Annotated in this window: 18 protein-coding genes and 1 tRNA gene; 7 read left to right on the top strand and 12 right to left on the bottom strand. The window is 67.6% G+C overall.

Features of this window, described 5'->3' with window-relative positions; translation table 11 throughout:
* Nucleotides 1–21: 21 nt before the first annotated feature.
* Nucleotides 22–94: transfer RNA gene (locus ELY12_RS09015), tRNA-Val, on the top strand.
* Nucleotides 95–119: 25 nt separating this feature from the next.
* Entirely contained in the window at nucleotides 120–1415 is a 1296-nt protein-coding gene (locus ELY12_RS09010) for an FAD-dependent oxidoreductase (protein ID WP_126176361.1), read from the top strand.
* Here ELY12_RS09010 and ELY12_RS09005 read toward each other — a convergent pair.
* Nucleotides 1322–1906, bottom strand: coding sequence for a TlpA family protein disulfide reductase (locus ELY12_RS09005; RefSeq protein WP_241229797.1), 585 nt, complete (start codon nucleotides 1904–1906; stop codon nucleotides 1322–1324). The two genes, ELY12_RS09010 and ELY12_RS09005, sit on opposite strands and share 94 nt — an antisense overlap.
* On the opposite strand from ELY12_RS09005, the gene argH reads away from it, so the two are divergent.
* From argH to ELY12_RS08985, 4 genes are all read left to right on the top strand, one after another.
* Nucleotides 1905–3281, top strand: a complete 1377-nt coding sequence (gene argH / locus ELY12_RS09000; protein ID WP_126176359.1) for an argininosuccinate lyase — start codon at nucleotides 1905–1907, stop codon at nucleotides 3279–3281. The two genes, ELY12_RS09005 and argH, sit on opposite strands and share 2 nt — an antisense overlap.
* Nucleotides 3281–3517 (top strand): YdgH/BhsA/McbA family protein, encoded by a 237-nt coding sequence (locus ELY12_RS08995; RefSeq protein WP_126176358.1) that lies wholly within the window; start codon nucleotides 3281–3283, stop codon nucleotides 3515–3517. The genes argH and ELY12_RS08995 overlap by 1 nt, the downstream gene beginning before the upstream one ends.
* A gap of 85 nt (nucleotides 3518–3602) precedes the next feature.
* A complete protein-coding gene (lysA, locus tag ELY12_RS08990; protein WP_126176357.1) occupies nucleotides 3603–4862 on the top strand; it encodes a diaminopimelate decarboxylase in 1260 nt (419 codons plus the stop codon).
* On the top strand, nucleotides 4853–5632 hold the full coding sequence (locus tag ELY12_RS08985) for an NAD(P)-dependent oxidoreductase (RefSeq protein WP_338142059.1): 780 nt from the start codon (nucleotides 4853–4855) through the stop codon (nucleotides 5630–5632). The genes lysA and ELY12_RS08985 overlap by 10 nt, the downstream gene beginning before the upstream one ends.
* Nucleotides 5633–5642: 10 nt before the next feature.
* On the opposite strand, the gene ELY12_RS08980 is transcribed toward ELY12_RS08985, so the two are convergent.
* From ELY12_RS08980 to ELY12_RS08945, 8 genes are all read right to left on the bottom strand, one after another.
* Complete coding sequence (locus ELY12_RS08980) at nucleotides 5643–6059, bottom strand: response regulator (RefSeq protein ID WP_126176503.1); 417 nt, start codon at nucleotides 6057–6059, stop codon at nucleotides 5643–5645.
* Between the two features lie 62 nt (nucleotides 6060–6121).
* Complete coding sequence (locus ELY12_RS14515) at nucleotides 6122–6463, bottom strand: hypothetical protein (RefSeq protein ID WP_241229796.1); 342 nt, start codon at nucleotides 6461–6463, stop codon at nucleotides 6122–6124.
* A gap of 88 nt (nucleotides 6464–6551) precedes the next feature.
* Nucleotides 6552–7508: a winged helix DNA-binding protein gene (locus ELY12_RS08970; RefSeq protein WP_126176356.1), complete on the bottom strand. Its 957-nt coding sequence runs from the start codon at nucleotides 7506–7508 to the stop codon at nucleotides 6552–6554.
* 64 nt (nucleotides 7509–7572) lie between these two features.
* On the bottom strand, nucleotides 7573–8010 hold the full coding sequence (locus tag ELY12_RS08965) for a L,D-transpeptidase family protein (protein WP_338142058.1): 438 nt from the start codon (nucleotides 8008–8010) through the stop codon (nucleotides 7573–7575).
* Between the two features lie 70 nt (nucleotides 8011–8080).
* Nucleotides 8081–9370, bottom strand: coding sequence for an adenylosuccinate synthase (locus tag ELY12_RS08960; RefSeq protein WP_126176354.1), 1290 nt, complete (start codon nucleotides 9368–9370; stop codon nucleotides 8081–8083).
* Nucleotides 9371–9623: 253 nt separating this feature from the next.
* Nucleotides 9624–10733 carry an ATP phosphoribosyltransferase regulatory subunit gene (locus ELY12_RS08955; RefSeq protein ID WP_126176353.1) on the bottom strand — a complete coding sequence of 370 codons (1110 nt, stop codon included), beginning with the start codon at nucleotides 10731–10733 and terminating at the stop codon, nucleotides 9624–9626.
* Nucleotides 10734–10909: 176 nt separating this feature from the next.
* Nucleotides 10910–12493 (bottom strand): phosphoglycerate dehydrogenase, encoded by a 1584-nt coding sequence (serA, locus tag ELY12_RS08950; protein ID WP_126176352.1) that lies wholly within the window; start codon nucleotides 12491–12493, stop codon nucleotides 10910–10912.
* A gap of 97 nt (nucleotides 12494–12590) precedes the next feature.
* A complete protein-coding gene (locus tag ELY12_RS08945; RefSeq protein ID WP_126176351.1) occupies nucleotides 12591–13754 on the bottom strand; it encodes a phosphoserine transaminase in 1164 nt (387 codons plus the stop codon).
* A 175-nt stretch (nucleotides 13755–13929) separates the two neighbouring features.
* Here ELY12_RS08945 and ELY12_RS08940 point away from each other — a divergent pair, with 175 nt between their 5' ends.
* A complete protein-coding gene (locus ELY12_RS08940) occupies nucleotides 13930–15087 on the top strand; it encodes a glycosyltransferase family 4 protein (RefSeq protein WP_126176350.1) in 1158 nt (385 codons plus the stop codon).
* Here ELY12_RS08940 and ELY12_RS08935 read toward each other — a convergent pair.
* Genes ELY12_RS08935 through ELY12_RS08925 form a run of 3 tightly spaced genes read right to left on the bottom strand, consistent with a single transcriptional unit; the run spans nucleotide 15084 to nucleotide 16568 of the window.
* Nucleotides 15084–15527, bottom strand: coding sequence for a hypothetical protein (locus ELY12_RS08935; RefSeq protein ID WP_126176349.1), 444 nt, complete (start codon nucleotides 15525–15527; stop codon nucleotides 15084–15086). The two genes, ELY12_RS08940 and ELY12_RS08935, sit on opposite strands and share 4 nt — an antisense overlap.
* Before the next feature lie 46 nt (nucleotides 15528–15573).
* Nucleotides 15574–15891, bottom strand: coding sequence for a DUF2218 domain-containing protein (locus ELY12_RS08930; protein ID WP_126176348.1), 318 nt, complete (start codon nucleotides 15889–15891; stop codon nucleotides 15574–15576).
* Nucleotides 15888–16568: a PadR family transcriptional regulator gene (locus ELY12_RS08925; RefSeq protein WP_277600243.1), complete on the bottom strand. Its 681-nt coding sequence runs from the start codon at nucleotides 16566–16568 to the stop codon at nucleotides 15888–15890. The genes ELY12_RS08930 and ELY12_RS08925 overlap by 4 nt, the downstream gene beginning before the upstream one ends.
* Nucleotides 16569–16628 lie beyond the last annotated feature (60 nt).

The raw sequence follows: 16628 nt of genomic DNA, 5'->3' as shown, positions 1-16628 counted from the left end.
GACTAGAAGCCGCCCGGCGTGGGGCGATTAGCTCAGTTGGTAGAGCGCCTCCTTTACACGGAGGATGTCGGCGGTTCGAGCCCGTCATCGCCCACGCGCGAACTCCGCCAGCGCACGACATGAAGCCCTACCGGATCGCCATCGCCGGGTGCGGGCCCGCTGGTCTGGCCGCGGCGCTGCTGCTCCACCGGCAGGGACACGACGTTACCCTGTTCGATCGCTTCGAGAACCCGCAGCCGCTGGGGTCGGGCCTGATGCTCCAGCCGACCGGTCTGGCCGTGCTCGACCGGCTGGGGCTGACCGAAGCGGCCGTGCGAAGGGGCGCGCCGATCCGCGCGCTTCGCGGGCTCAATAAGCACGGCAGGACCGTGCTCGACGCGCGCTATGCAGACCTTGGCCGGCCCGGCATCTTCGGGCTCGGCATCCATCGCGCCAGCCTGTTCGACGTCTTGCATCAAGAGGTCACGCGTGCGGGCATCGCCTTCGTCGGCGGCGCGGTCATCGCCGCAACCGCAAGCGCGAGCGGCAAGCGGGCGATCGTGTTTGTTGACGGCTCGATGAGCGACCCGTTCGATCTGGTCGTCGACGCTCTCGGTGCGCGCTCCCCGCTGTCCAAACGAGCTTTCTCGCCACTGCCGTTCGGCGCGCTGTGGGCGACCGTGCAATGGCCGCACAACTGCGGGTTCGATGAGCAGTTGCTCGAGCAGCGCTACTTCAAAGCGGAGCAGATGGTCGGCGTCCTGCCGACCGGGCGGCGCGACCCGGAAGACAATCGCGAGGCGTCCTTCTTCTGGTCGTTGCGCGGCGATGCATACCAAGACTGGCGCGACGGTGGGCTAGAGGCTTGGAAGGAACAGGTACGAGCCCTGTGGCCGGCGTGCGAGCCGATCCTGGCGCAAATATCCACTCCGGAGCAGCTCGTGTTCGCCCGGTATTCGCACCGGACAGCGCGGCAACCGCGGGAGCCCGCGCTTATTCGCATCGGCGACGCGTGGCATTCGGCGAGCCCGCAGCTTGGTCAGGGTGCCAACATGGCGCTGCTCGACGCCTGGGCGTTGGCCGTGGGCATCGAAGCGGCCCCGTCGCTGGCGGAAGGCCTCCGCCTCGCGTTCGGCTGGCGCAGCGGCCACGTCGCGCTCTACCAGGCGCTGACCGCGGCATTCACGCCATTGTATCAGTCATCGGCAAGTTTCCCGGCGGCAATCCGCGACCGGGTGCTGGCGCCGGTTTCGCGCCTGTGGCCAGTGAGCAAGATCCAGGCACTGCTGGTGACCGGTCTGTTCGGTGCCCCGCTGGCTGAGCTTGGCCTGGCGGTGCCGGACTACGAGGCGCTCGCGCCAACCGCCTCGTCGACCAGCGCCTTGGCCTCCGGGCTTTCCCAGTCGAATCCGCCGACCACCCGCGCCACTTCCTGACCGCCCGCGTCGTACAGCACCGTCGTCGGCAGCACGCCGTCGCCGCCGAGCGCGGTACTGAGGGCGTTCTCGCGGTCGAGCCAGGGTTCGAGGTGCGCGAACTTCTTGTCCGCGAAGAACGGTACCACCTTGCTCGCGCCTTCGAGGTCCTGGCTCGCGGTCAGCACGCGCAGTTTGCCGTCGTATTCACCCGCCAGCGCGTCGAGCGTCGGCATTTCCTTGACGCACGGCGCGCACCAGGTGGCCCAGAGGTTGAGCAGCACCGGCTTGCCCGACAGCGCGCCGGTGTTCAGCGTCTTGCCCGTCGGATCGCTCAGCGCGGCCGCCGGCAGCAGGTCGCCCGCGTGGCTGCGGTCGATCTTGCCCGTCAGCGTCTGGCCGCCGGCCTGTTCTTGCGGCGGGGCGGGCTCTTCCTTACTGCACGCGGCCAACAGTGCAGCCGAAAGAACAAGTGTGAGCGACAAGCGGACAGACACCGGGGCGAACTCCATGTGGGGCGGGCGGTTCGCCGCGGGGCCTAGCGCGATCATGCGCGAAATCAACGCCTCGATCCCGTTCGACAAGGCGTTGTGGCGGCAGGACATCGCCGCGTCGAAGGCGCACGTCGCGATGCTCGGCGCGCAAGGAATCGTCTCGGCCGAGGACGCGCGCACGATCGCCGAAGGGCTCGATCGGATCGCCGCCGAGTACGAGGCGAATGGCGTGTCCGAGAACCTCGATCTTGAAGACATCCACATGGTCACCGAGAGCCGGCTCGCCGAGCTGATCGGCCCCGCGGCCGGCCGCCTTCACACCGCGCGCAGCCGCAACGACCAGGTCGCGACCGACTTCCGCCTGTGGGTCCGCGACGCGTGCGAACAGGTCGAGGCGGGCCTGGTCGAATTGCAGCGCGCGCTCGTAACCCGCGCAGGCGAGCATGCCGACAGCGTCATGCCGGGCTTTACCCACCTGCAGGCGGCGCAGCCGGTGACGCTGGGGCATCACCTGCTCGCTTACTACGAGATGATCCGGCGCGACCGCAGCCGCTTCGCCGATGCGCGCGCGCGGATGGACGAGTGTCCGCTTGGGAGCGCGGCGCTGGCCGGCACCGGCTTCCCGCTCGACCGGGATGCGACGGCGAATGCGCTCGGCTTCGCGCGGCCGACGGCCAACAGCCTCGATGCGGTGTCCGACCGCGACTTCGCGCTCGATTATCTGCAGGCGGCCGCGCAGTGCGCACTGCACCTCTCGCGGTTGGCGGAGGAGTTGATCCTGTGGGCGAGCCAGCCGTTCGGCTTCGTCCGCCTGCCCGATGCCCTCAGCACCGGCAGTTCGATCATGCCGCAGAAGAAGAACCCCGACGCGGCCGAACTCGTGCGCGGGCATGCGGGGCGCATCATCGGCTGCCTGACCAGCCTGATGGTGACGATGAAGGGGCTTCCCCTCGCCTATTCGAAGGACATGCAGGACGATAAGCCGCCGGTGTTCGAGGCGCACGGCCTGCTCGGGCTGTCGATTGCGGCGATGACCGGCATGATCGCGGACGCGACCTTCCGCACCGACCGGATGCGCGCGGCGGCGGAGCTCGGCTACGCCACTGCGACCGATCTCGCCGACTGGCTGGTGCGGGAAGCCGACGTGCCGTTCCGCGAGGCGCACCACATTACCGGTTCTGCGGTGAAGCTTGCCGAAAGCAAGGGCGTGGCGCTCGACGCGCTGTCGCTCGACCAACTGCGCGAGATCGACCCGCGGATCGACCAGCGCGTATTCGGCGCGCTGTCGGTCGACAGCTCGGTCGCGGTGCGCGCCAGCTATGGCGGAACCGCGCCGGTGCGGGTACGGGAGCAGGTGGCCGCGGCGCGCCAGGCGCTGGACATGGAGTCGTGATGCGCCGGATCGTTCCCCTCACCGCTGTGCTCTTGCTCGCAGCATGCGGGCAGAAGGCCGAGCTGGAACCGCTCGCGGGGCACACGCTCCCGCCGCCGCCATTGGGTGCCAAGGCGCAGCCCGACACCGAGAAGCTGCTCGAACTCGATCCGCTCGCCGCCCCGCCCCGCTCGGTCGAGCTGCGCAAGCGGTCCGAGGAGCGCGAGGACGACGCGTTCGACCTCCCGCCAGAGTGAACCGCGCGCGGATAACCGTAAGCCATAGCCGGACAAGCATCGCTTGCTCGACTTGCCCGCCGGCGAACGGCTAAGCGCGCCGCCGATGGATCATTTTCAGTTCAAGAACGGCGTGCTTCACGTCGAGGACGTGCCGCTGGCCGCGATCGCCGAGGCGGTCGGCACCCCGGTGTACGTCTATTCGCGCGCCACGCTGATCCGCCATGCGCGGGTTTTTCGCGACGGCCTGTCGGCGCTCGACAACCCGCACATCGCGTTCGCGGTGAAGGCTAACCCCAACCTGGCGGTGCTGAAGGTGCTGGGTGACGAGGGCTTCGGCGCCGATGTGGTTTCGGGCGGTGAGCTGACCCGCGCGCTCGCCGCAGGGATGCGGGCGGCGGAGGTGGTGTTCTCGGGCGTCGGCAAGACGCATGCCGAGCTGATCCAAGGTATCGAGGCGGGGATCGGCCAGTTCAACCTCGAGTCTGAAGAAGAGGGCTATGAGCTCTCCGTGATCGCCCACGGGCTCGGCCGCCGCGTGCCCTCCGCGCTGCGGGTGAACCCTGACGTCGACGCCAGAACGCACGAGAAGATCTCGACCGGCAAGCGCGAGAACAAGTTCGGCGTGCCGCTCGACCGTGCGGCGGAAATCTACGCGGCGCTGGCGGTGCTGCCGGGGCTCGAGATGCGCGGCGTCGCCGTGCACATCGGCAGCCAGTTGACCGAATTGGAGCCGCTCGAAACGGCTTTCGGCAAGGTCGGTGCGCTGATCGAGGAGTTGCGCGCGCGCGGCTGCACGGTCACTCACGCCGATCTCGGCGGCGGACTTGGTGTGCCCTATCGGAAGAACGAGGAGACGCCCACCCCCGCCGAGTACGGCGCGATGGTGGCGCGCGCGACGCAAGGTTGGAACGTCCAACTGATGTTCGAACCCGGCCGGGTGATTGCGGGCAACGCAGGCGTCCTGCTGACCCGCGTGGTGCGCACCAAGCGCAGCGGCAACGGGCCGCCGTTCGTCGTAGTCGATGCGGCGATGAACGACCTCATGCGCCCGGCGATGTATGGCGCGTGGCACGATTTCGACGCGGTCGCGCCGAGCGGTGAACGGATGACGGCGCACATCGTGGGACCGATCTGCGAGACCGGCGATACCTTCGCGATGGACCGCGAAATCGACGCGCTTGCGACCGGCGACCTCGCCGTGTTCCGTACCGCGGGTGCCTACGGCGCGACGATGGCGTCGAGTTACAACAGCCGCGGATTCGTGCCCGAAGTGCTGGTCGACGGCGATCGGTTCGCGGTCGTTGCGGACCGGATCGATCCGCAGGCGATCATGGACGCCGAGCGAGTGCCTGAGTGGCTCTGAACATCCTCCCGCTGTTCCACCGCGTGGCTGGACAGCGCGTGGTGGTAGTGGGCGACGGCCATGCGGCGGATGCCAAGCGCCGCCTGGTCGAGCGCGCCGGGGGAATGTGCTGCGGCGAAACCGAGGCACATCATGCGCGACTGGCTTTCGTCGCGCTCGACGATCCGCCTGCGGCCGAAGCGGCGGCGCTGCGGTTGCGGGGCAAGGGCCTGCTGGTCAACGTGACCGATCGGCCCGAACTGTGCGATTTCACTGTTCCGAGCGTGCTGGAGCGCGGCCCGGTGCTGGTGGCCGTCGGCACCGGCGGCGCATCAGCTGGGCTCGCCAAGCAATTGCGGTTGCGGCTTGAAGCGATCTTACCGCACACCCTCGGCGCGCTCGCGGATGCCCTGCACGCGGCACGCGGACGGATGCGCGAACGCTGGCCCGATCCCACTGCACGGCGCGCAGCGCTCGACGCCGCGTTGACAAACGGGGGCGTGCTCGATCCATTCGATCAGGACGCTAGCGGCAAGGTCGAGAACTGGCTGAACGGGAGCGATGAAACCTCGGGCGGTCAGACTGTCGAGGTTCAACTGAGATCAGAGGACCCAGACGATCTTACGCTGCGCGAGGCGCGCCTGCTCGGCACGGCGGACGCTGTTATGCACGATCCCGAAGTGCCCGGAAGTATTCTCATTCGCGCGCGCGCCGATGCGGTGCGGCTGGCGGCCGGTGCGGGTCAGCCAGAGGGCGCCAGACTGATCGTCGTCCTGCGCGCGCCGCAGTAATGTCAGACGGTCAGGCCGCGCCCACCGCCTGCAGCCGGCTCATCAGCGCGGCCTCGTCGAACGGCTTGATGACGTATTCGTCGGCGCCGGCCTCGATGCCCTTGTGGATGTCGCGTGCGCCCGAGTTGGTGGTGCAGAACACCACCTTGGGCGGCGTGCTGGTCGGAATGGCGCGCAGCGCGGTGACGAATTCGATCCCACTCATCACCGGCATGTTCCAGTCGGTGATCACGAGGTCGGGCATCGCGCCGCGGCAGCGGGCGAGGCCCTCTTCGCCGTTTTCGGCCTCGACCACCGAATAGCCAGCGCCTTCCACGATGCGGCGGGCGACTTTGCGGATCATCCGCGAATCGTCGACCAGCAGGCAGACCCGCTGCGCGCGCGGGGCCGCGGCCGGAGCAGCCTGCGCTGGCGCCGCTGCCTGCACGGGAGCGGGAGCCACCGGCTGCGGAATGTCCGCCCGCGGCGGCGCGCCGTTCAGGCGCTTGATCAGACTGTGAATGGCTCGAACTCCTCTTCACCGTACACCGGGCGCTCGCGCTCGGGCAGCGGGTGGGCCGAAAGGACGTCGCGCCCGTGCATCGTGTCGCCCAGCGGGGCCTGCGCCGGAGCGGTGGCCGGCTTCTCGCTCGGCGTCATGCAGACGTGGAGGTAGGGCACCCAGACGTCGCCGTAATCGGCCTTCTGGTACCACAGGTCGAGCACGTCGTAGCTCGCCCAGCAGCCATCCGGCTCGCGCAACCGCACGCCCTCACCGATCCGCGGCACCGCCGCAAAGCGGATCCGGTGCTGCGTCTGGTGCGTCTCGTTCTGGATTTCGATTTCGATCAAAGCACCCGCGCCTCTTGCGACCAACGGGCACCCTAAAGCGAATTGGTTGCCGAAATTTCAACGACGCGCGGCAAGCGGCCGGCGCCTGTCAAATCAGCGACTTGGCTTCCTTGCCGAGCTCCGCGAAGTAGCGCGCCATCGCGTCGGCTGCCTTGTCCGACAGCTGGATGAAGGCCCGCCGGCGGTCGGTTTCGTCCTCGACCCGCTCGAGCAGGCCGACCTCGACCATCTGACCGATCCAGCGCAGCGCGGTGGTCGGCGGCACGCCGCTGGCGATGCACAGCGAGGTGACCGAGACGCGCTGGTGCTCGACCCGCGCGGCGGTGAGATCGAGCAACATGTCCCACGCCGGATCGGCGAACAGCTCGCTGTCGAAGAACTGTCCGCGGAGCTGCCGCTGGCGAATGATGAGGCGGACGAGACGCGGATCGGGCAGCGGCGGCCGCGGGGTGCGGATGAGCTGGCGGTCGCCGTCCCGCTCCCCATGAAACTCGCTTTCGGGTGACTCAAGTCGAAACGCCAACGAATCGTCGCGAGTAAACCGATCGAGCTGCTGCACGATCTGATTTACTTGCTCCGAGAGACGACGAATCGCCTGCTTGTCGTTATCGTCGAGTTCGCGCACCCGCATTGACTCTACCTTGGCCAACGCGATCGATAGTGCAACTACGCGTTCTTGCTTAGTTGGCTCAATCAAAAAGGTGGAGTTCGATTGCTCCAAGCAACCGAACACGGTATCCAGCGCCGATATTGTAGTAGAGATAACAATCTTAATATTTTTTTGCGCCGCTCGAAGATCGAGCCGTGCGAGCGCCGCGAGTGTGGCCCCTTCCTGGATCGGGCAATCGATAAGCAGGACATCGGCCGGCAGCGGCGGGGGCTGATCGTCGAGCTCGGCGAGCAGGTCATAATCGACCAAGAGATAGCCCGCGGCATCGGCAATCTCGCGCATCTCGACGAGCGTCGCAGCGCGCGTGGCATAAGCGCCCGCTGAGTAGGCCAGCGCATGCTCCGGCTCATCATAAGCGAAGTTGACCTGCGGCATGATGTGGCGGACTCCCTGCGACTTGGGGCGAACAAGAGAAGAACAAAGGCCGGGTGTCAAGGAATCACGGACGGATTTCGATTGGCGTGCCGTTCGGGATCGCCTGCCACAGCATCTCGATCTCCGCGTTCGACACGGCGATGCAGCCGTCGGTCCAATCGCCCGGCATGCGGACGCCCGAATCGGCCAGCGGCAGCGCGTTAGGCTGGCCGTGGATCATGATGTCGCCGCCCGGCGAGCGGCCTTGCGCTTCGGCAAAGGCGCGGTCGGCGTCGTTCGGGTAGGAGATGTGCAGGCTCAGGTGATAGCTGCTGTTCGGATTACGCCAATCGAGCGTGTAGCGTCCCTCGGGCGTGCGCTCGTCGCCCTCGAACTGCTTATGGCCCAGCGGCGCATCGCCGTACTGCAGGCCGGCAACGGTCCACGTCGGCTTGCCATCGGTGTAGAGCGTCAGCGTGCGGTGCGACTTGTCGACCAGCACGAAGTCCGCCGGCGGCAGCACTTCCTGTGCCCGCGAGGTGCACGAACTCAGGGCAATGGCGGCGAGAGGAAGGAGCCACCGCACCACCGGCTCAATCCACGAACGGATCGCGCACCAGGATCGTGTCGTCGCGCTCGGGGCTGGTCGAGATCAGCGCGACCGGCGTCTCGATCAGTTCCTGCACCCGCTGGACGTACTTGATCGCCTGCGCCGGCAGGTCGCCAAAGCTGCGCGCGCCGGCGGTGGTCTCGCGCCAGCCGTCCATCTCCTCGTAGATCGGCTCGACCGCGGCCTGGTCGGCGGCGTGACTGGGGAAGTAATCGAGGATCTTGCCGTGGAGGCGATAGCCGGTGCAGATCTTCACCGTCTCGAACCCGTCGAGCACGTCGAGCTTGGTGAGCGCGATGCCGGTCACGCCCGAAATCGCGCACGACTGGCGCACCAGCACCGCGTCGAACCAGCCGCAGCGCCGCTTGCGCCCGGTAACGGTTCCGAACTCGTGGCCCCGTTCGCCCAGTTTTTGGCCGGTGTCATCGTCGAGCTCGGTCGGGAACGGCCCGCTACCGACGCGGGTGGTGTAGGCCTTGACGATGCCGAGCACGAACCCGGTTGCGCTCGGCCCCAGCCCGCTGCCCGACGCGGCGGTGCCGCTGACGGTGTTGGAGCTGGTGACGAACGGATAGGTCCCGTGATCGACATCGAGCAGCACGCCCTGCGCGCCCTCGAACAGGATCTTGGCGCCGGCCTTGCGGACCTTCTTCAGGCGCTTCCACACCGGCTGCGCGTATTGCAGCACGAAGGGGGCGATCTCACGCAAGTCATTGAGGAGACGCTCGCGGTCGACCGGGGGCTCGTCGAAGCCGGCGCGCAAGGCGTCGTGATGCGCGCAGAGGCGGTCGAGCTGCGGTTCGAGGTGGTCGAGGTGCGCGAGGTCGCACACGCGGATTGCGCGGCGGCCGACCTTGTCCTCGTAGGCCGGGCCGATCCCGCGGCCGGTGGTGCCGATCTTGCCCGCGCCCGCGGCGCTTTCGCGCAAGCCGTCGAGGTCGCGGTGGATGGGCAGGATGAGCGGGCAGTTGTCGGCGATCGCGAAGTTGTCGGGGTTGATCGTGACCCCCTGGCCCTCAAGCTTGGCGATCTCGTCGCGCAGGTGCCACGGGTCGAGCACCACGCCGTTGCCGATGATCGACAGCGTGCCGGTGACGATCCCGCTCGGCAGCAGGCTGAGCTTATAGGTCGTGTTGCCGACCACCAGCGTGTGCCCGGCGTTGTGCCCGCCCTGGAAGCGCACCACGGCGTCTGCCCGGCTGGCGAGCCAATCGACGATCTTGCCTTTGCCCTCGTCGCCCCACTGGGCGCCGATCACGGTCACGTTGGCCACGCTATCTCCTTCATCGTGCGCGCGGGGCGCCTAGGGTATGCGGTGGAAGCCAGCAAGGAAGGGATGCTTGTCACACTGACCCACCCCTTTTTTCAAAACTCCGCTGGGCTCGTTAAGTTCTTTCAGTTCAGTCGTTTAAGTGACGATATCGCCGTCACCATTGTCACCTTTGCGAATCCCGCTGCGTGGGCTCGTTCTGTCGTATCGGGGCCGGAAGAATAGCGGCGGCGCCCGACGTAGGAAAACTTCGGGCTCAAAGTGGGGCAGGCGCGTTTCCATCGAGCGTGTGCGTACAGCCGAGGGCCGCCGGGTTCTCATTGTCGCCGAGCGCGGCGCGGGTGCGCCAGCCGATCGCGCGCAGGCGGGCGGCGGCAGCCGGGTCGTGCTCGGGCGGGAGATAGAGAAGGTCACCGGCGGGCGCTTTCCCCAAGGTGTCGATCAGCGGGTCGATGTAGAGCGTGAAGCCGGTGGCGGGCTCGTCGCTTCCGCCGATGCGGTAGGTGCCGCCGCGGCCCAGCGTGCCGCGCACGCCCTCGGCATAGAGGGTGAAGCCGAACCACGACTGGTATTCGAAGCCGTGCCGTTCGGTCGGGTCGAGTGTCAACCGTGCGGCGCCACCAACGCGGGCGGCGATCTGGCGCAGGCCCTCGATGCGGCTGGCGAGCGCGCCGCCGGCGTCGATCTCCGCCAGCTTGGCCACCGCGTCCTCGAACGGACCCGCGGCATAGAGCAGCGGCAGATAAGTCTCACCGCCCGCGTCCTTGAGCGCGCCCGCGTCCTTGGCGTCGAGTTCGCGCCGCACCGCTTCGACCCGGTCGGCGTCGAGCGGGAGTGCCTTCGCCGCCAGCGTATCGACGAGATCAGGCAGCGTGAAATCGACCGAGACGCCGGTCGCTCCGGCAGCGATGAGCGCTTCCACCGCCAAGGCGACAACCTCGCCTGCCGCTGCCGCGCTGTCGCTGCCGATGAGCTCGGCGCCCAGTTGCAGCCGCTGGCGCGCCGGATCGAGCTGGTCGCTGGCGATCGTCGCCACTTCGCCGGCGTAGCACAGCCGCAGCGGGCGCGGAGCGCTCGCGAGGCTGGTCGCAGCAATGCGCCCGACCTGCACGGTCATGTCGCTGCGCAGGGCCAGCGTGCGCAGGCTGGCCGGATCGACGAAGCGGAACATCCGCCGCGTCGCGACCCCGCTCATGCGGGTGGCGAGCGACTTCTCGAACTCGACCAGCGGGGGGATCACCCGGTCGTAGCCGTGCGCATCCATCGCATCGAGCGCCGCCCGCCGCGCCCGCGTCAATGCGCGGGCGGCGGCGGGCAGGCGGTCCTCGAGGCCAATCGGCAGGAGGTCGGCGGTGGGGTCGGTCATGAACGCGTCCTAATACGAAGTTCAGCCCAATCGAAGCCCTCTCCCCTTGAGGGAGAGGGAGGAGCCGCGAAGCGGCGGAGGGAGAGGGGTCCGCCGCAACAGCGGCGGCTGCGCCGCCGACCCCTCTCCCAACCCTCTCCCTCAAGGGGAGAGGGCTTTCCCGCTCGCTTAGTCCCTCAGAACTCCAGCGCCATGACGGTCTTCACGCCCTGGAGCTGGCAGGCCTTGTCGATCACCTCCTTGGTAATCGGCTGGTCGACCGAAAGCAGCAGCACCGCCTCCCCGCCCGCGTCGCGGCGGCCGAGGTTGAAGGTGCCGATGTTGATCCCGCTCTCGCCCAGCAGCGTACCGATGCGGCCGATGAAGCCCGGCGCGTCCTCGTTGACGATGTAGAGCATGTGGCCGGCCAGCTCCGCCTCGACGCCGATGCCGAAGATTTCGACCAGCCGCGCGTTGTCGTTGCCGAACAGCGTGCCAGCGACCGAGCGGTCGCCCTGGCTGGTCGCCACGGTCACGCGGATGAGCGTGTTGTACGCGCCCTCGCGCTCGTGCCGCACGCTGCGCACGTCGAGACCGCGTTCCTTGGCGAGGAACGGCGCGTTGACCATGTTCACGGTGTCCGAATAGCGGCGCATCAGCCCAGCCAAGACCGCGCCCTCGATTGGCTTGCCCGACAGGCTCGCCGCCGCGCCTTCGCGCTCGATCGAGATCTGCGTGAGGTTGCCGTGGGCGAGCTGGCCCACGAGGCTGCCGAGGTTCTCGGCAAGCTTCATGTAGGGGCGCAACTTGGGTGCTTCCTCGGCGCTGAGGCTCGGCATGTTGAGCGCGTTGGTGACGCCGCCGTTGACCAGGAAATCGGCCATCTGCTCGGCCACCTGCAGCGCCACGTTGACCTGCGCCTCGGTCGTGCTCGCCCCGAGGTGCGGGGTGCAGATGAAGTTCGGTGCGCCGAACAGCGGCGATTCCTTAGCGGGCTCTACCGCGAACACGTCGAGCGCGGCGCCGGCGATGTGGCCGCTCTCGAGCCCGTCCTTCAGTGCGGCTTCGTCGATCAGCCCGCCGCGCGCGCAGTTGACGATGCGCACGCCGGGCTTGGTCTTCTCGAGGCGCTCGCGCGACAGGATGTTGCGGGTCTGGTCGGTCAGCGGGGTATGCAGCGTGATGAAGTCCGCCCGGGTGAGCAGGGTCTCGAGATCGACCTTCTCGATCCCCAGTTCGACCGCGCGTTCCTCCGTCAGGAAGGGGTCGTAGGCGACCACTCTCATGCGCAGCCCGATCGCGCGCGCGGCGAGGATCGAGCCGATGTTGCCCGCGCCGATCAGGCCGAGCGTCTTGCCGGTGACCTCGACCCCCATGAACCCGTTCTTGGGCCACTCGCCCGCCTGGGTGCGCGCGTTGGCTTCGGGGATCTGCCGCGCGAGCGCGAAGATCAGCGCGATCGCATGCTCGGCGGTGGTGATCGAGTTGCCGAACGGGGTGTTCATCACCACGATGCCCTTCGACGAGGCGTAGGGCACGTCGACGTTGTCGACCCCGATGCCGGCACGGCCGATGACCTTGAGTTTGGTCGCGGCGTCGAGCACTTCCTTGGTCACCTTGGTCGAGCTGCGGATGGCGAGGCCGTCGTATTCGCCGATGCGGGCGATGAGCTCGGCGGGCGTTTCGCCGGTGATCACGTCGACCTCGCACCCGCGCTCCTCGAAAATGCGCGCGGCGTTGGGGTCCATCTTGTCCGAAATGAGGACTTTGGGCTTGGTCATGGGATTTCTCCGTCATCCCAGCGCAGGCTGGGATCTTGTGCGGGAATGTTTTGCGTGGCGGCACGAGGTCCCAGCTTTCGCTGGGACGACGCTGGCCTTACAGCTCGCCGTTCTTGAGGGCTTCGTAAGCCCACTCGATCCAGGGCAGCAGGCGCGCGATGTCTTCGTGCTCGACCGAGCCGCCGCACCAAATCCGCAAGCTCGGCGGGGCATCACGGTAGCCGTTGAAGTCGTAGCCGACCTCCAGCTTCTCGAGCTCAGCCGCGATCTTCTTGGGCACGTTCGCCTGCTCCTCGGCCGAGAGGCTTTCGTACCAGTCGCCCTGGAAGACCATGCACACCCCGGTATTGGTGCGCTGCGCGGGATCGGCGACCATGTTGCGCAGCCACGGGGTTGCTTCGATCCAGTCGAGCACCGTCTTCGCGTTGCGGTCGGCCCGCTCGAACATCGCCTGCCGGCCGCCGATGCCTCGCGCCCATTCGAGCGCCATGATGTAGTCTTCGGTCGCCAGCATCGACGGCGTGTTGATCGTCGAGCCTTCGAAGATCGCGCGGTCGAGCTTGCCCTTCTTCTTGATCCGGAACAGCTTGGGCAGCGGCCAGTCGGGATCGTAGCTCTCGATCCGTTCGACCGCCTTGGGGCTGAGGATGAGCATCCCGTGCTGGGCTTCCGAGCCCATCACCTTCTGCCACGAATAGGTCGTCGCATCGAGCTTCGCCCAGTCCATCTCCATCGCGAAGATGGCGCTGGTGGCATCGTTGATCGTCACGCCCGCGCGGTTCGGGGCGAGCCAGTCGGTGTTCGGAATCTTCGCGCCGCTGGTCGTGCCGTTCCAGGTGAACACGACATCGTTGTCCTGCGGGATCGAGGCGAGATCGGGCACCTCGCCGTAATCGGCATCGAGCGTGGTCAGGTTGGGCAGCTTCAATTGCTTGGCCGCATCCTGGATCCACACGTTGCCGAAGCTTTCCCACGCCGCCACGGTGACCGGGCGGCCGCCGCCGAGCATCGTCCACATCGCGCACTCGAGCGCGCCGGTGTCGGAGCCCGGCATGATGCCGACGAGGTAGTCCTCGGGCACGCCGAGCAGCTCTTTCGAGAGGTCGATGGCGTATTTCAGCCGGCTCTTGGGATAGGATGCCCGGTGCGAACGGCCCAGCGAGCGGGTGTCGAGCTTGTCCAAGGACCAGCCGGGCGGCTTGGCGGTGGGACCAGACGAAAAGAAAGGGCGCTCCGGACGGAGCGTCGGCTGTGCAGTCATGTAGTCTCTCCTTGCAGAGAGCACGCGCGGCGTTGGGACCGCGTGGCCCGTCGGCCGCACTAATGTTGCGGTGCAGCGAGTCAAGTGCGCAATGGAATTAGCCGGTGAAGCGAGGCGGCTTTGCGACCGTTCTCTAGTCTGGCCAGACCGGCCATCGCTGCGTATGGCCCGCCGCATGAAGCTTGCGGGCCTTCGGATTGCGCTGTTCAGCGGCAACTACAACATGGTCCGCGACGGGGCGAACCAGGCGTTGAACCGGCTCGTCGGCTATGTGCTGAGCAAGGGCGCGCAAGTGCGGGTGTATTCGCCGACCATCGACGAGCCCGCCTTCCCGCCGACCGGCGACCTCGTCTCGATCCCGTCGGTGCCGATCCCGGGGCGGAGCGAATTTCGCTTCCCGCTTTCACTGACCTCATCGATCCGCGAGGACCTCGCGCGGTTCAAGCCCAACGTGCTGCATGTATCCTCGCCCGACGTCGTGTCGCACCGCGCGGTGACCTGGGCGCGCGAGCATGGCATCCCGGTGCTCGCATCAGTCCACACCCGGTTCGAGACCTATCCGCGCTACTACGGACTCGGGTTCACCGAGCCGCTGGTGGAGGCGATCCTGCGCCGGTTCTACCGCCGCTGCGATGCGCTGGTCGCCCCCTCGCCGAGCATGGTCGAGGTGCTCAAGCAGCAGCGCATGAGCTTCGACGTGTCGATCTGGTCGCGCGGGGTCGACCGCTCGATCTTCGGGCCCGACAAGCGCGACCCGGCGTGGCGGCGCGAGCTCGGGTTCGCGGAGGACGATGTCGTGATCGCCTTCCTCGGCCGGCTGGTGATGGAAAAGGGCCTCGACAAGTTCACCGAGACCATGCGCCTGCTCCGCGAACGCGGCGCGCCGCACAAGGTGTTGGTGATCGGCGAAGGCCCCGCGCGCAAGTGGTTCGAGGACAACCTCGGCGAGGAAGCCTGCTTCATCGGCTTCCGCTCCGGCGCGGCGCTCGGCCAGGCGCTGGCGAGCGCGGACCTCTTGTTCAACCCCTCGATCACCGAGACCTTCGGCAACGTCACGCTGGAAGCGATGGCAAGCGGGTTGCCGGTGGTCGCAGCCGGGGCGACCGGGACCACCAGCCTCGTCCAGGACGGCGTCTCGGGCACGCTGATCGTGCCCGAAGGAGATGTCTCGCCTGCCTACGCCGACGCGATCGCGCGCTACATCGCCGACCCGGGCTTGCGCGCGCAACACGGCGCCGCGGGCGAGCAGCGCAGCCGCGATTTCTCGTGGGATGCGATCAACCAGGCCGTGGCGGACGTGTACCTCCGCCTGGTCGAAGCCAAGGGCGGTTAGCGCAGAACCCCGGCCGCACGCATGCGGCGGGCGTACCACCACTGCAGCACGATCGCGCCGACGATGACAATCGGTTGGACAGGAGTGAGCACCCCGGCTTGCGCTTGCGCGACATAGCTGACGATCGCGCCCGCCAGCGATGCGGCAAACGCCCATTCCGCGTGGCGCGAACGGATCAATAGAAGCAGGGAGCCAGCGAGTGAGCCCCAAATTCCTATCGCCCAGCCCGTGTGGGCCCAGATCGGCATCGACGCGGCGTAGGCCTTCATCTCGGGCGGCATTTTGGCGGTAACCGATGCAGCGCCCAGATTGGCCATCGTATAAAGGTAAGCGCCAAAGGCGTTCCACAGCAGCGAGACGATGCTCGCGAGCCAGAAGTGCCACGGCGTGCGCGAGCCTTCGGGCATCCCGGTGCCCGGATCTGCGGTCAGTTCGGTCATGCTATCCTCCCCCGAGAAGCAACCCCGCGGGGAGGATACCACGCCCTCACGCGTCCCGCCAGTCGAACGCCAGCGGCGCCTCGCGAAAGGCAAAGCGGTCGAGGTGGCGGGCCAGCGCGCCCTTGAGCGCTTCGAGCTGACCGAGCTCGCTTGCGTCGATCCGGCACTCGAGGCGGTCGGCGTGCGCGGTCAGCGTGACCCTCCCGTCGCCTGCCCACTCGGCGCCGCGCGCGTCGCGCGGGAAGACGATGGTCCCGCGCGACGCGTCAAACTGGACGGCCAGGTTGTGCTGCCAGTGCTTGCACAGTTGCTGGAGGTACTTCGAGCCGCTCGCCGTCGGCACCTCAGCGGTGCTGGCAATCACAGGCGCTCGATCCGCTTGGCCATCTCGTCGATCATGTCGACGATCTCGTTCATCGCCTGTTCGTCGAGCGAGCCCGAGCGGGCCTTGTGCTTGAGCACCTGGGCGAGGTTGCCCATCGCGCGGAACAGGTGCGGCGAACGCCCGCGCTGTTCGCGATCGGCGTGCTCGGACAGGCGGGTGAACAGCGCCTCGACCTCTTCGGCCTTGGCTTCGAGTTCCTGCCGGCCCTGCTCAGTTGCCTGAAACGGCTTGCGCGGCGATGTGTCGTCGGCCTTCTCCTCGATCAGACCCTCGTCCGCGAGCAGTTGTAGCGTCGGGTACACTGCGCCCGGGCTCGGCGCATAGTCGCCGCCGGTCAGCTCCTCGATTGCCTTGATCAGTTCGTAGCCATGGCGCGGCTGGTCGGCGATCAGCTTGAGCAGCGCGAGGCGCAGCTCGCCCTGGCCGAACATCCGCCCGCGCCGGCCGCGACCACCGCGCGGGCCGTCACCGCCCCAGGGGCCGTTGGGGCCGAACGGGCCGCCGGGGCCCCACGGGCCATTGGCACCGAACGGTCCGTGCGGGCCGAACGGACCGTTGTCGTCGCCCCATCCGCGGCCGGCCATCTTGCCGGCCATCTTCGCGGCCATCGCCGCCTTGAATGCGCGCTTGATATCGCGCTCGTATCCATGTCGCATGTGATGCGTCTCCTTCTTAAGATAGTTCACGATATATCTTAGACCGATCGAATTACAAGA

This window comes from Tsuneonella rigui (genome assembly GCF_003958625.1).
Classification (GTDB): Bacteria; Pseudomonadota; Alphaproteobacteria; order Sphingomonadales; family Sphingomonadaceae; genus Tsuneonella; species Tsuneonella rigui.
This window is presented reverse-complemented; position numbering and strand designations above follow the sequence as displayed.

Excerpts from the sequence above, each read along its gene's own strand:
- ELY12_RS08970 (WP_126176356.1), bottom strand. The coding sequence starts at position 7,508 with ATGCCGCAGGTCAACTTCGCTTATGATGAGCCGGAGCATGCGCTGGCC.
- argH (WP_126176359.1), top strand. The coding sequence starts at position 1,905 with ATGTGGGGCGGGCGGTTCGCCGCGGGGCCTAGCGCGATCATGCGCGAA.
- ELY12_RS08935 (WP_126176349.1), bottom strand. The coding sequence starts at position 15,527 with ATGACCGAACTGACCGCAGATCCGGGCACCGGGATGCCCGAAGGCTCG.
- ELY12_RS08945 (WP_126176351.1), bottom strand. The coding sequence starts at position 13,754 with ATGACTGCACAGCCGACGCTCCGTCCGGAGCGCCCTTTCTTTTCGTCT.
- ELY12_RS08955 (WP_126176353.1), bottom strand. The coding sequence starts at position 10,733 with ATGACCGACCCCACCGCCGACCTCCTGCCGATTGGCCTCGAGGACCGC.
- lysA (WP_126176357.1), top strand. The coding sequence starts at position 3,603 with ATGGATCATTTTCAGTTCAAGAACGGCGTGCTTCACGTCGAGGACGTG.
- ELY12_RS09010 (WP_126176361.1), top strand. The coding sequence starts at position 120 with ATGAAGCCCTACCGGATCGCCATCGCCGGGTGCGGGCCCGCTGGTCTG.
- ELY12_RS08940 (WP_126176350.1), top strand. The coding sequence starts at position 13,930 with ATGAAGCTTGCGGGCCTTCGGATTGCGCTGTTCAGCGGCAACTACAAC.
- serA (WP_126176352.1), bottom strand. The coding sequence starts at position 12,493 with ATGACCAAGCCCAAAGTCCTCATTTCGGACAAGATGGACCCCAACGCC.
- ELY12_RS09005 (WP_241229797.1), bottom strand. The coding sequence starts at position 1,906 with ATGGAGTTCGCCCCGGTGTCTGTCCGCTTGTCGCTCACACTTGTTCTT.
- ELY12_RS08995 (WP_126176358.1), top strand. The coding sequence starts at position 3,281 with ATGCGCCGGATCGTTCCCCTCACCGCTGTGCTCTTGCTCGCAGCATGC.
- ELY12_RS08925 (WP_277600243.1), bottom strand. The coding sequence starts at position 16,568 with ATGCGACATGGATACGAGCGCGATATCAAGCGCGCATTCAAGGCGGCG.